The organism is Kamptonema animale CS-326, assembly GCF_028330895.1.
GTDB classification, from domain to species: domain Bacteria; phylum Cyanobacteriota; class Cyanobacteriia; order Cyanobacteriales; family Microcoleaceae; genus Kamptonema; species Kamptonema formosum.
Genome location: NZ_JAQMUA010000471.1, coordinates 1 through 13,857 on the forward strand (window position 1 = coordinate 1; position 13,857 = coordinate 13,857).

The 13,857-nt window shown below is 43.9% G+C and carries 8 protein-coding genes; 3 read left to right on the forward strand and 5 right to left on the reverse strand.

Annotated elements, in window-relative coordinates; translation table 11 throughout:
* Window positions 1-187: 187 nt before the first annotated feature.
* The 5 genes from glgA to PN499_RS27590 all read right to left on the reverse strand — a co-directional run bounded on the left by glgA (window position 188) and on the right by PN499_RS27590 (window position 9,567).
* Window positions 188-1,606 (reverse strand): glycogen synthase GlgA, encoded by a 1,419-nt coding sequence (gene glgA, locus PN499_RS27570; protein WP_272036558.1) that lies wholly within the window; start codon window positions 1,604-1,606, stop codon window positions 188-190.
* Between the two features lie 462 nt (window positions 1,607-2,068).
* A complete protein-coding gene (locus PN499_RS27575) occupies window positions 2,069-3,553 on the reverse strand; it encodes a hypothetical protein (RefSeq protein WP_417063900.1) in 1,485 nt (494 codons plus the stop codon).
* A 119-nt stretch (window positions 3,554-3,672) separates the two neighbouring features.
* Entirely contained in the window at window positions 3,673-7,692 is a 4,020-nt protein-coding gene (gene cobN, locus PN499_RS27580) for a cobaltochelatase subunit CobN (RefSeq protein WP_272036563.1), read from the reverse strand.
* A gap of 317 nt (window positions 7,693-8,009) precedes the next feature.
* Entirely contained in the window at window positions 8,010-8,738 is a 729-nt protein-coding gene (locus PN499_RS27585) for an ABC transporter ATP-binding protein (protein ID WP_417063901.1), read from the reverse strand.
* Between the two features lie 16 nt (window positions 8,739-8,754).
* Complete coding sequence (locus PN499_RS27590) at window positions 8,755-9,567, reverse strand: ABC transporter ATP-binding protein (RefSeq protein ID WP_272036567.1); 813 nt, start codon at window positions 9,565-9,567, stop codon at window positions 8,755-8,757.
* 88 nt (window positions 9,568-9,655) lie between these two features.
* Here PN499_RS27590 and PN499_RS27595 point away from each other — a divergent pair, with 88 nt between their 5' ends.
* The 3 genes from PN499_RS27595 (at window position 9,656) to PN499_RS27605 (ending at window position 13,783) form a co-directional block, all read left to right on the forward strand.
* Window positions 9,656-10,555, forward strand: a complete 900-nt coding sequence (locus tag PN499_RS27595) for a DUF4351 domain-containing protein (RefSeq protein WP_272036569.1) — start codon at window positions 9,656-9,658, stop codon at window positions 10,553-10,555.
* Between the two features lie 90 nt (window positions 10,556-10,645).
* A complete protein-coding gene (locus PN499_RS27600) occupies window positions 10,646-11,032 on the forward strand; it encodes a hypothetical protein (RefSeq protein WP_272036571.1) in 387 nt (128 codons plus the stop codon).
* Between the two features lie 174 nt (window positions 11,033-11,206).
* Window positions 11,207-13,783 (forward strand): HEAT repeat domain-containing protein, encoded by a 2,577-nt coding sequence (locus PN499_RS27605; RefSeq protein WP_272036573.1) that lies wholly within the window; start codon window positions 11,207-11,209, stop codon window positions 13,781-13,783.
* The last annotated feature ends 74 nt before the right edge of the window (window positions 13,784-13,857 follow it).

Consider the following 13,857-nt stretch of genomic DNA (forward strand, 5'->3'; position numbering starts at 1 on the left):
TAATTAACAGATGGGGCCACTTAACAATTTCGACCCCATCTTTTTTTAGCTCAGGTTGGGTAAATCCGCTACTGGTGGGGGAGTTGACGGGGTTGTCACCCCGTCAAGCTGTTAACTCTTGGCAAGACAAGCTTTCTTCTAGCCTTCTACAATTAACAACCAACAACTAACAACTAACAACTAACCATTACTTAACTAATTCTGGCTGTTGTTCCACTATTGGTTCATCCTGTGGCAATCCAAGGACATTCCTGTACAGTTTGACATATTCCTTGGCAGAGAGATCCCAGCTAAAGTCATGTCTCATGCCGCGCTGTTGCAATTCTTTCCATTTATCTTTGTAGCGGAAGCCTTCCCAAGCGCGGATCATACAGGTGAACAAATCTAGGGGTTCGTAGCGATCGAAGCAGTAGCCCGTGCCAACATTGTTAATCGGGTCATGGTGAGAGACTGTATCCACTAAACCACCTGTGCGACGGACTATGGGGACGCAGCCGTAACGCATGGAGAGCATTTGGCTAATGCCGCAGGGTTCAAAGCGGGAGGGCATTAGGAAAGCATCGCTACCTGCATAAACGCGCCGGGAAAGGGCTTCATTGTATAGCAGTTGGGTGGCCATGCGGCCGGGGTAGCGGGAGGCCATTTGCCAGAGTTGGGTTTCGTAGTAGCGATCGCCTGTTCCCAAAACGATGAATTGAGCATCGGTGTAGGCCATGAATCGATCGAGAATTTGAATCACTAGATCGATGCCCTTTTGTTCGACTAGGCGCGTCACCATGCCGATTAGGAAAGCATTTTTGTTAACTTCTAAGCCAACTTCTTCTTGAATGGCAATTTTGTTGGGGGGGCGTTTGTCAATAGTTTCGGCGGTGAAGTTTTCGACGATATACCTGTCGGTTGCCGGGTTGTAAGATTCAGTATCAATACCGTTAAGAATGCCAGACAATTTACCGCTGATGAATGACATTAATCCTTCTAAAGTTTCACCGTAGGCAGGGGTTTTGATCTGTTCGGCGTAGGTAGGAGAAACGGTTGTCACTCGGTCAGCAAATTGGACAGCGGCGGCCATTGTGTCGTGACCTTGCATATACCAGGGACACCATGTCATCGTTTCCAAACGCCAACGCCAAGGCCCTTGATATGCTAGGTTGTGAATGGTAAAAACGGTACTGATATCTGGGTCTTGGTGCATCCAGACGGGGATCATGCCTGCGTGCCAGTCGTGACAGTGGATGATTTGGGGTTTCCAGTAGTTCCAGGCAAATTCTGCGGCTCCGTTAGCAAAGAAGGTAAACCGCCAATCTTCGTCATCGCCAGAGTAGATGCGGCGGGGCATGAAGCAGGGATGGCCGAATAAGTATAAAGGAACATCAGTTCCAGGCAGCACGCTTTCGTAAACGCTGAAGTTTTGGAACATGGCTGCACCTGACCAGACAGGGGTTTTGGGAATGTCCATCTTGTCGGGCAGGAAGCCGTAGTAGGGCATGAAGATGCGGACATCGTGACCCATTCGGCGCAGGAATTTCGGCAGTGCTCCGACGACATCGCCCATACCGCCGACTTTGGCGAGGGGTGCTGCTTCTGCGGAGACAAATAGAATTCGCATTATTGCGTTTCCCTGAGATAGTGAGTTTAGATCCAGTCTAAAGGGGTAGTGTCACCATTTTTTAATGAATATTAAGCCAAGATTGGCGCTCTATACTTTGAGTGCCTAGATACTTATCAAGAATAATTGTATTATATTTGTAATATAACAGGTAGAAATAGCGGCTATGCAAAAAAGCGATCGCTTAAAATAACGCTTCTCAATTTTTTACCAAGTCTCAGTCAATGGGGTTCTTTCGCTATGGCAAAGCCGCTGAAGCCGAATTTAGACAAAATAAGGTCGAAAAACAGGCTCAAATCCAGTCACAGTAAAAATTCAAGGTGAATTTATGCTTTTTCTGGCTGTGACTGGGTTTGAGCCTTCTAAACACCCCATTGATGTAAATCGCTTTGCCAAAGCAGGATAGAGCCGGATTTTAGCTCTAAATTTGTTTAAGTCCCGTTAGGTCAAAGAATTTAAAATTTAGAATGAAACACCCCTGCTTCCGCCTCTAGGAGTAGGCCAGGGAATGCCTAAGTCAGTGGCAAGTTCTTCGGAAACTGCGATCGCACCATAGCGATTAAGATGGCTGGGGTCAAAAAAATAGTCGTTTCTCTGAGACCACCGTTGTGAGAAGTCGCGGAAGATAAAGCCTTTTTCCTGTGCGAGGCGCTGCATTCGCTGTCGGAATGTCTGTTCGGCTCTCGATCGCACGGAGTCTAAATAGTCCTCTGTTAAGGGTAAATTGACAAATACAAGGGGTATTTTGCGACTTTTGGCAAAATTGGCGATCGCGCTCAAAGCTGCTATCTGCTTGCCATCTAGAGTGAAATTGCTATAGTCGCCGTCGTAGTTACCAGCAACAAAAGGGCGATTATTATAGTACGTCGCTGGGTTGTAACGCGCGGACAAAGCCAGAAATCCGTTAGCGTCGATCGCATTATCTGACTCACCCAAGGAAGCCTGTGCTAAGGTGCGTTCAGGGGAAAGGAAGTTTTGAGTTTTGAGGTTTAAGTCTTGAGTTTGGAGTGGAGGAAAAATTCTCACTTGTGAGTTTAATTCTTGTGAATAACTAACTTTTAAAGCTTCGCCTTCTAAGTCAGTAGAGAATTCCCCTGGTAAGGTAGTATTGCATGGCTGCGGGAATTTATAACACTGCCGGGTATTTTGTGATTGGTTCTCCGACAGTTTGGGGCGAATACCAGCAGCTAACATTTTATTACCTTCAGAGGTAGCGATCGCATCGAAAGTTCTATCTACGCGACCACTGTTAAAAGCTCTTACACCGTCTGCCCATAGTATCATTTGTGGCATCTGTTGCTGAGTTAATAACTTCCGCAATTGAAACTCAACAACTTGTGCAGTCGCGCCATTAACTCCAAAGTTAAATACTTTGAGATCGAAATATCCTTGAAAGGCTAAGGATTGTTGTAGCTGTTTGGGATCTATGCCTTGTAAGGCGCGGGAACTACCGACGATCAGAATGTCTGGCGGCCCAAGGGCGGCGACGTAGGATAGGTAAAGCTGTAATTGTTGGTCGAGGAGATCGCTGCTAAATGAGGGGGAATTAACCTGCGATCGCAACGTTGCGGCTTGCTGTTGTGAATAATTAAGATACCTCATATATTCGACAACTTTTTTCTCCGCAAAGGCGCGTCTGGGGTTTCCTGGGGGAACAGCTTGCATCCAGGCTACAGCTTGTACCCAATAGCGAGATACTTCGTCCCAATCTGATTTCGAGCTTGCCGATTGAACTAAGCTAGCAGCTTTATTAGCAAAATTTACTGATTGACTAAAGGCATCGCCTTGAACGCAGGAAAGGGAATTTGCTGATTTGGTAGTTTTGTTTAAGTTTTGCGTAAGAACAGATTTAGGGGATTGTCCCTCGATAGGGGTTGTTGGGGAGGAAAATTTAGCGGCGCTGTTGGGCTGCTCAGTCGGCGTACATCCGACACTTAGCGCTAGCATAGCTAAGGTAGCACAAGCGCGTCTGAAAAATTTGGCGCTGAGCCTAGCGGTACAGTGGCGGATCATAAACGTTTCGCGTTTCCACAAATGTGACTCAATAATTAATAAACCATAAATTGTTAGCGATTGGGAGCGCTAGCCGATTCAATAACGCCTTCGGCTTGATGAACGAGCGATCGCAACTTTTCGAGTATATCCGGCTGCACTTTTTGCCACAACCCCCGCTGGTGTGCTTCTAACAACCTTTCTGCCATATCTCGTAATGCCCAAGGATTCTTTTCTTGGATAAATTTCTGTACGTTGGTATCGAATAAGTAAGCTTCTGCTACTCCTTGATACATAAAATCTTCTACACAGTTTGCTGTCGCACCATAAGCAAATAAATAATCAACTGTGGCCGCCATTTCAAATGCACCTTTATAACCGTGACGCATAACTCCAGCTATCCACTTAGGATTTATAGCACGGGAGCGGTAAACTCGCTCAATTTCATCTCGCAGTTGTCGCACTTTGGGATTTTCAGGAATGGAATTATCCCCGAAGTAAGTGTTAGGGTTTTCGCCGCGCAATTTGCGGACAGCAGCAGTCATTCCTCCTTGAAATTGGTAATAATCATCAGAGTCTAGTATATCATGTTCGCGGTTGTCTTGATTGTGCAGAACTATTTGCATTTCACTCAGGCGTTTTTCAAAAGCTTCTGGCGCTGATTCGCCCCAAGAACCCCTCTCTGTCCCCTCTTGGTAAGGGGGGAAGTTAGAAGGTTTATCTTGGTTAGGGGATGAATTAGAAGATATCTCTTGGTTAGTATTTGTGTTAGCAGCTTTCCCTTGATTAGCATTTGTATTTGCACCTTCTCTTTGACTTAAATTGGTATTAGATGCAGTGTAAGCGTAGCTACTCCAGTTAATATAAGCTTTAGCTAAATCTTCGTCATCAGTCCAATTTTGAGACTCAATTAAACCTTGAAGTCCCGCGCCATAAGCACCAGGTTTTGAGCCAAATACGCGATAATTTGAACGAATTTCTGCCTGTTCTTGCGTCAAACCATTTGATTGCCAAAACTGAGTTTCTGCTTGAACTTGAAATGCTAAAGGATTTTGTTCTGGCGGTTCCTTTAAACTTGCAACTGCTTGTACTGCTGAATCAAATAAATCAATTAAATTAGGAAAAGCATCGCGGAAAAATCCAGAAATTCTTAAGGTGACATCAACGCGAGGTCTTCCTAATATTGAAACAGGCAAGATTTCAAAATCTATTACTCGCCGCGAGGGGCCATCCCAAATTGGCTGCACCCCTAACAACGCTAGTGCTTCTGCGATGTCATCTCCTCCTGTTCGCATTGTAGAAGTTCCCCAAATTGACAACCCTAAAGTTTTGGGATATTCGCCATTTTCCTGAGTGTATCTTTCAATTAAAGATTCAGCCGCAAGTTGCCCAATTCTCCAGGCTGTTTCGGTTGGTACGGCGCGAATATCTACGGAGTAAAAATTGCGTCCAGTTGGCAATACATCTGGTCTTCCTCTAGTAGGTGCTCCCGATGAACCGCTGGGGACATAGCACCCATTTAGCCCTCCCAGGAGGTTGATAATTTCTTGGTTAGTCTGTTGGAGTGCGGGTAAAAGGTAGTTACTAATCCAGTCTAATTCTTGTTGTATCGCTTTGCCAATATTTGTAACTGTAGATATTGACTTATTAACGCCGATCGCGTTAGAACTTTCCGGGTTAATATGCCTGTAATATTCTTGAATTAAATCCTCTACTAATTCAGCCGCTTTTTGTTCCAATATCTCAATAGCATCACCGATAGTACGGGGGTGATTTTGATTTGCGGTTATCTGTTGAATAGATAAGTTATCTCCTCTATCAATCAGCGCTGACATATCCGCTGTCAAAGGGTCAAAATCCAGTTGTAAATCTTTAGCTAAGGCGCGAGTTAAGCCTAAGCGGTTGGTTTCGGGGTGACGCGCGATCGCAATTATTAAATCCCGCAGTTGTCGCCCTTCGGGACATTGCCCAAAAATGTGCAAACCATCTCTAATTTGTGCTTCTTTAAGTTCGCAGAGATAGCCATCTGTGCGACTAAGAAACTCGGCGAATTTCTCATTATCTATTGACTGTTCATTGACAAATAACAGATCGCGGTGTAGGTTTTCTTTGTTAGCAAGGGTGAGGATGCGATCGCGAATAATTGGCAACCTAGAAGGGTCTAAACTTTGAGCTTCGTAATATTCATCTATTAACGCTTCTAATTGTTGCAATGGCCCGTAAAGTTCCGCCCGTGTCATCGGCGGGGTGAGGTGGTCAATTATCACAGCTTGGGAACGACGTTTGGCTTGCGATCCTTCCCCTGGATCGTTAACAATAAATGGATAAAGGTGAGGTAATGGGCCGAGGGCAACTTCTGGATAGCAGTTACTAGATAAGGCTATACTTTTACCCGGTAGCCATTCTAAATTGCCGTGTTTGCCTACATGAACAATTGCCTGAGTTCCAAAGTTTTCTCGCAGCCAATAGTAGTATGCTAGATAATTGTGAGTAGGCTCTAAATCAGGAGCGTGATAGTTTAATGTCGGGTCAATTTCATAACCGCGTGCGGGTTGAATTCCGACAAAAATATTGCCTAGTTGAATACCAGGAATCGGGAAGTGGGAATTATTAGCTTCTAAAGACCATCTCTGACTAATTCCAGCTTGCACTGGCTCAGGTAAAGTGGTAAAGTATTGTTGATATTCTTCTAAACTCAGATATTGTTGAATAGGTCGCAATTCCCGCCCTTCGGGGTCATTGGTAAACCCAGATGTCAGTAGTTTAATCAACTCGTCGCCGCTAGTTGGGATGTTTTCTATTTGATAACCAGCTTGTTGTAACGCTTTGAGGATTTCTACACAGCTAGCAGGGGTATCTAAGCCAACGCCATTGGCTAATCTGCCGTCGCGGGTGGGATAATTTGCTAATATTAACGCTATGCGTCTGTTAGCGGTTGGTGTTTGTCGCAGTCGTACCCAGTTAGCAGCTAAATCTACTACAAATTGGATGCGATCGTTTGCAGGTTCATAACCGACAACATCAGTTTCTAATTCGCTATTCCAAGTCTGTACGGCCTTAAAAGAAACCGCCCTAGTAATAATTTTACCATCTACCTCTGGCAAGGCTACATTCATCGCCACATCGCGCGGAGAAAGTCCTTGAAAATCAGCTTTCCACTGTTCCGCAGTTCCGCCGCTAAATATTACTTGCAATACGGGAACATCTAAGGATTTAATATTTTCTAATTCCCGGTCTTGACTTCTGAAACCTGAGACAGCAAAACTGGTAGTATTGAGTAATAATTGAATTTGTTCTGAATCTTGGGGCTGGAAATATTGAGCTAATTCTGCTTGTACATCTGGTTCGCGCAGAGAAGAGACAAACACGGGAACAGGGGCTAAATTTCGCTCTGCCAAAGCTTGACAAAGTGCATCAATTGGTGCTAAATTACCAGATAAATAATGAGCGCGATAAAATAATATTCCCACCTTAGCAGCATTGGCTAAACTGGATAAATCATCTGCACCTCCCACAGAGAAACTATCTCTTAAATGCGGGGCTAACCAATGGTAAATCCCTACACGGGGTACTTCTTTAGGCAATGGGGGATTGTAAGCAGTTTTCAAGCCAATGTCCGCGATCCATTTCAGACCGTTAACGAAATTTTGGACTCCGCCTTCTGTAAAATAACGCCATAATCGATCTACTGCTGATAGCGATACCGTTGAATGGCTAATTAAATCGGGATCTGGGCCATTATCTCCTGGCATTACTATCAGTTCTGCCTTGGTTTTTTGCACGACTTCCCGCACGACTTCTAACCCATAAGACCAGTAAGAACGCCCTCCCAATAACCGTATAATTATTACTTCTGCTTTTTCTAATACCTCTTCAGCGTAAGTATCAATAGTTAACTGCTGCTGCAATTGTAACAGATTAGCTACTCGTAGAGATGGGAATCCTGCTGGTAATTTAGATATAGCTGTCGCGAGAGTTTGAATATCAGTATCAGCGGCGGTAATAAATACAATAGGTGCGGGTGTTTGCTGAAGGAAAATTACTCCCTCTGATTGAGGATTCCAACCTCCGGGTGTTGCTGCTATGCGGTGCATTTGTTTTACCTTGTAGAGTGTTAATAAGTAAAAGAAAATATTAAATGTAGGGTGGGCAAAGCCGCGAAAAATCTTGTAAAAAAGCTAGAGATATTAGTCGGCTTTGCCCACCATTGGTGTCAACTTAAAATTAAACCTTTAGTCCGTCAGGGGTTGAAACCCCTGCCTCACAGCTTAAGTCCTCTAAAGAGGACTAGAAGAAGACTTTTAAACTTATTAGTCCTCTTCAGAGGACTTAAGCTATAAGAGGGGGACTTAAGTCCCTGGCTGCTTTCGGCTTAAGTTAACACCAATGCTTTGCCCACCTTGCAACTCTATTATCCTAAATATGCCTGTTTTACTCGCTCATTTTTTAACAAATCTGAAGCCACGCCAGAAAGGGTAATATTACCAGCTTCCAGCACATAACCTCTGTCAGCAATTTGTAATGCTAAATTAGCGTTTTGTTCCACCAATAGAATTGTAACACCTGTGGAGCGCAAAGTTTGAATAATACTGAAAATCTCGCGCACGATTGCGGGGGCTAAACCGAGACTAGGTTCATCTAATAATAGCAGTTTTGGGCGACTCATTAATGCCCGCGCGATCGCCAGCATTTGCTGTTCGCCACCGCTGAGAGTTCCTGCTAGTTGATGGCGACGTTCAGCTAACCGAGGGAATATCTCAAATTGCCTTTCTAAATCGGCTTTTATTTCCGCAGAATCAGACCGAACATAAGCCCCCAATTCTAAGTTTACCAGAATAGTTTGCCGAGCTAAAACTCGCCTTCCTTCTGGACTGTGAGCAATCCCAAGTTTAACCACTTCATGGGTTTGGCGACGGGTAATATCTCGCCCATCATAGACAATTTCTCCGGCACGAGAATTGACCATTCTAGAAATAGCTCTTAGCGTAGTGCTTTTACCAGCGCCATTAGCACCAAGAAGAGTAACAACTTCCCCCATATTAACAGTTAAGTTGATATCTTGCAAGGCTTGAATGCCACCATAATTAACAAACAATCCTTTAACATCTAACAACACATATTTGCTTTTCTCTGCATTCATCTGCGGTAAAAAGTCCTTATTCATCTCCTAAATAAGCCTCGATTACTGCCGGATCGTTTCTAACCGTAGCTGGATTGCCCAAAGCAATTAGCTGACCGAAGTGTAAAACGGCGATTCTATCGCATAAGCCCATAACTAATGGGACGTGATGCTCAATTAATATTACAGTAAGATTGAACTGTTGGCGCAGTTCTCGGATAAATTCACTGAGTTGGTGTTTTTCAGAGGGATTCATACCAGCGGCGGGTTCATCTAACAGTAATATTTGCGGTTCGAGGGCGAGAGCACGGGCAATTTCTAGGCGACGTTGATCGCCGTAGGGAAAGTTTTTGGCTTTTTCTTGAGCGCGATCGCGCAATCCAACTAATTCTAATAATTCTAAGGCTTTTTGCTTAGTTCTGCGTTCCATAGCGTTAGCTTTTGGCAAACCCAATATGCCACTCATCAGTGATAAGAATGGATTTCCATTGCGGCTGTGGATGTGTCTGGCGATCGTAACATTTTCTAGGGCGGAAAGTTCCCCAAATAAGCGAATATTTTGGAAGGTGCGGGAAATGCCTTTATTGGCAATTTGATAGGGCCGAAGTCGGGAAATATCTTGGTTTTGATAAATGAGTTGACCGCTAGATGGTGTTATCAATCCGGTGACGAGATTAAATAGAGTTGTCTTGCCGGCACCGTTGGGGCCAATGAGTCCAAATATTTCATTTTTTTGGACTGCAAAAGATACATTGTTGACGGCAATTAATCCTCCGAATCTGCGAGTTAGTCCTTTGGCTTCTAGGACGGTAGTATTGGTTGAAAGAGGAATAGTTGTTGATGCAATCATAAGTAAAATAATACAGAAATTGATAAGATCATACCTTGTAATTGTCCTGGTATCAAGCTAATATATAATAGCGTCTACTCAAAGAGTAATGGCTGAAGCAGATATCGGTAGCAAACGTTTAATTAGTTTGGCTCCCAATGCGTGGGTACAATGGGTGACAAATATCCCCGATGCGATCGCAAGAAATATCCTTGATGCTGAGTTTCAATGGCTTAGCCGCGAGAGTGATGTCTTAGTGAAAGCATACAGTCCTGAGCATGGGGAATTTCTAGTTTTAAATGAGTTACAATCTCAATATACCAGTCGGATGCCTCGGCGGATGCGGGCCTATGCCGCACTCGCACAGGAGAAGTATAATTTACCAGTATATCCGGTGCTGGTTAATATTTTCCAGCCTGAAGAGATTGTGACGATTCCCACACGCTATGAGTCTAATTTTATGGGATTGATAGCGCGTCAAGATTATCGGGTGATTAATCTTTGGGAAGTGGATGTTGAACTGGCATTTGGGCCGTCGTTGACTCCTTTACTTCCCTTTGTTCCAATACTTAAAGGTGGAGATAATGAGTCAGTTGTGGTGAGGGCAGTGACAGCTTTGCGAGCAGATGAACAGTTGCAAGAATTGGAAAATCTCTTGGGATTTTTTGCCTGTTCTGTTTTTGATGTTGCTAGAGTTAGAGAAATTTTGAGGTTTGATATGGCAATATTACAGAAATCTCCTTTGTTTCAGCAAATGGCGCGGGAACAGCGACAGGAAGGACGGGAAGAAGGACGACTGGAAGGACGAGAAGAAGGAGCACTGCGCTTGCTTTCGCGTCTGATTCAGCGTCGCTTTGGTGAGATACCAGTGACGATACAGGCTAATTTGCAAAGGTTGAATATCGAGCAATTAGATGAGTTGCTGGACGTGCTTTTTACTGTAAATTCTCTCGATGAATTTATCAATTCTATTCCCTCGCAAAATGGGAATAGTTCAGAGTTGGGATAGTGCAAAGGTAGGGGCAAATGCTCGTTTGCCCCTGCTGTTGGCTGACAATGTAAGTTATAATTAAAAGTAGAGTAAAGGAAAAAAAAATCTATGACTACACAACGTTGGGATGATGAACGCCTAGACCGTCTTGCAGATCGAATTGAGAATACCGCTAAAATAGCTGAGAATAATACTCGGAATATTGAAGCTTTAGGTCAGAGAATCGAGAGTACCGCTGAAGCTTTAGGTCAGAGAATCGAGAATACTGCTAAACTAGCTGAGAGTAACGCTCGCGTGATTCAGGCTTTAGCTGAGACGGCCGCAGAGGCCAGAGAAGAAAGGATGCAAATTTTACAAATAATTGCTCAACAACAAACAAGTATTGACCGACAACAAACTAATATTGATGGTTTAAGAACTGAGACAATCCGAATGCTTGATATTCTTTTAAATCAACGTAATCAGCAAGATAATTCGGGCGAACAGAATTCTTAGAACAACGAAGTCGGCAGGCGGGACCAAAAACCCGGTTTCTGCCTCAATATCTCTCGGATAGCTAGGATTTTTCAGAGAAACCGGTTTTTTTTTGCGTAAGTTATATTGATGAAAATGTAGATATTTTTATCCCGATCGCTGAGAATGTTCAGCAAGTGAACGGTTTATACTTAAATGACTAAGCATTACCCACAAAAACTCGCTGCTATACTGACTTTCACTCTCTTATCTTGCGGTGCGCCGTTACTTTTGAGCGCTAATGCCTTGGCCCTGGAAAACCGCAAGCCAGAAGTCTCGACTACAGAGATTGCCCCACTGATTGCGAAATTAAAGAGCAACGATGAAAGGGAATTGAATGCGGCTATTGAGAAGTTAGGCCAAATTGGTGAGCCAGCTATTCCTGCTCTGATTCAAGCTTTGGGGGATAATAATTTGCTAGTCAGCCGGAGTGCTGACGAAGTTCTATGGAATATTGGTACCCCTGCGATTCCTGCTCTTGTTCAAGCCTTGAAAGACTCTGATGTGAAAATCCGCCGTCGTGCTGTTGATGTGTTAGCCAGAATTACAACTCCATTTTCTTATTTGAAAAACCCATCAGAAGCCAAAACAGTTGTATCTGCGTTGATTACTCTGCTCAAAAACTCAAATATAGAGGTGCGTTGGAGTGCGGCTTTTACCTTGGGGATGATTGATGCAGAAGCCAAAACCGTTGTACCTGTTTTGATTCCCCTGCTCAAAGACTCTGAGGGAAAGGTGCGTTGGAGTGCTGCCTCTGCCTTGGGGAACTTCGGCACAGAAGCCAAAGCCGCTGTACCTGGGCTAATTGCCATACTCAAAGACTCCAATGCAAACGTGCGTAGCAGTGCTGCCTCTGCCTTGGCGAACATCGGTGCAGAAGTCAAAGCCGCTGTACCTGCGTTGATTCCCCTGCTCAAAGACTCCGATGCAGACGTGCGTAGCAGTGCTACCAATGCTCTAAAGAAAATCGCTGTTAACATTCAAGACCAAGCAAAAACGCTATCCCCAGCAGAATTGGATAAAGTTATCGGACAATTCGAGACTGCTTTAAAAATCCTAGAAGACTCTAAAGCTAAGTTTCCAAAAGAAGACATTGCAACTATTCGCCTGTCCATCAATGCCCTCAAAGCCAAAAGAAACGCCCACTTATTCAACTTAATTCGCCAGAATAAATGGGTAGCAGCAGCAATAATTTACCTGATATTCTTCCCTACCCTTTGGTCTGCAATCCTCCGCCTGCGTCCCCTCTGGATACTGCAAATCAACGACGCACTCAAATCCTACGACTTTAAACTACCTGATACCTGGGGCGGCGCACCTATACGGATTCGCGACCTTACCTTTATCCGTTTTTTCATTTACCATCCCAGAGTCCTAGATGCCTGGATTTCCACCCACATCGAAACAGTCCACGAAAAATTTGACAAACTACCTACAGTCAAAATCCGCGCTACTTACATCCCAGTTGCCTTTGAAATAGACGACAAAAAAGTAACTGATATTCGATGTCAAGAATTGCAGTCAACTTTCACCAAAAACCGCATCCGTCTGCTGATTTGGGGTGAAGGCGGCATCGGGAAAACTAGCATCGCCTGTCAAATTGCAGATTGGGCAATGGAACCAGAACCAAACAAAAGCCTCAGCAAACACCTGATGATTCCTATACTAATCGAAGAAGAACTAAAGAATGTAAACGAGGACAAAGATTCTTTCTTAACAGCAATCAATGGTCAACTAAAATCGAGCGCTGACCTCCCCAAGCCTGCTGATGAAGAACTGCTAAAACAATTATTACAACAGCGCCGCCTGCTGGTAATTGTTGACCATTTTTCGGAAATGTCAGAAGCTACTCAAAAGGCAATTCTCCCTAACTCTCCTGATTTTCCCGTCAATGCTTTAGTTGTCACTTCGCGGCTGGATTCAAGCCTGGGAAGAGGCAATAAAACCATGCTTCACCCGCTGCGAATTGAGGGATCGGAATTATCTGATTTTATGCAAAAATACTTGGAGAAGCTAGGGAAAGGGGATATTTATAACGGTTCGCAATTTCATTATGCCTGCGGCGACTTGGCTAAACTTTTAGAGGGAATCAGCAGTCAAGAAAGAAGCACAACTGTATTATTCGCGAAACTTTACGCGGATTTGTTAATCGCTAAGAAGGAAAATAATACAAGTGAAAATTTACCTCAAAATATCCCCGATTTGATGCTGTCGTACCTCAACGAAATTAACCGGGATGTGGCAGAGGATAAATTGAGCGATAACGAAGTTCACGAAATAGCTAAAATGTTGGCTTGGGAATGCCTAAAAGTTACTTATCGACCCACAAGTATCAAGATTAAAGATGCTTTAACTGCGTTGTCTGTATTGAATCTACAGGATACTGAAGCACGCCTTAAATATCTGGAAGACAAACTCCGTATCCTGCAAAGGAAGGGTTCTAGCAAAGACAATATTAGTTTTGTCCTTGACCCCGTAGCGGAGTATTTAGCCGGGTTGCATTTAGTGGATATTTGTGCTAAGAATCAAAGCAGTTGGCAGAAAGTTCTCGATCGCGCAGATTCCTTAAATTCCCTAGAAGCAATTAAAGGCTTTATGTTAGCAGTTCGTGATTGCTATCTAGCCAAGGTTCCTGATGCAAAAGCTACTGATTATCTGCCCGATGAAATAGCCACGCGCTATAATATTTCTATTACTGTACCGACTCAAACTCCTCAACTCGTCTCACCATGAGGCTGAGTATAATACTAAATCCAGGTTAGTCATCCCCTGTATTAGCAATAATCCGTCATTGCGAGCGAAGCGAA

Coding starts and splice junctions, on each gene's coding strand:
- glgA (WP_272036558.1), bottom strand. CDS start 1,606: ATGCGAATTCTATTTGTCTCCGCAGAAGCAGCACCCCTCGCCAAAGTC.
- PN499_RS27575 (WP_417063900.1), bottom strand. CDS start 3,553: ATGCTAGCGCTAAGTGTCGGATGTACGCCGACTGAGCAGCCCAACAGC.
- cobN (WP_272036563.1), bottom strand. CDS start 7,692: ATGCACCGCATAGCAGCAACACCCGGAGGTTGGAATCCTCAATCAGAG.
- PN499_RS27585 (WP_417063901.1), bottom strand. CDS start 8,738: ATGAATGCAGAGAAAAGCAAATATGTGTTGTTAGATGTTAAAGGATTG.
- PN499_RS27590 (WP_272036567.1), bottom strand. CDS start 9,567: ATGATTGCATCAACAACTATTCCTCTTTCAACCAATACTACCGTCCTA.
- PN499_RS27595 (WP_272036569.1), top strand. CDS start 9,656: ATGGCTGAAGCAGATATCGGTAGCAAACGTTTAATTAGTTTGGCTCCC.
- PN499_RS27600 (WP_272036571.1), top strand. CDS start 10,646: ATGACTACACAACGTTGGGATGATGAACGCCTAGACCGTCTTGCAGAT.
- PN499_RS27605 (WP_272036573.1), top strand. CDS start 11,207: ATGACTAAGCATTACCCACAAAAACTCGCTGCTATACTGACTTTCACT.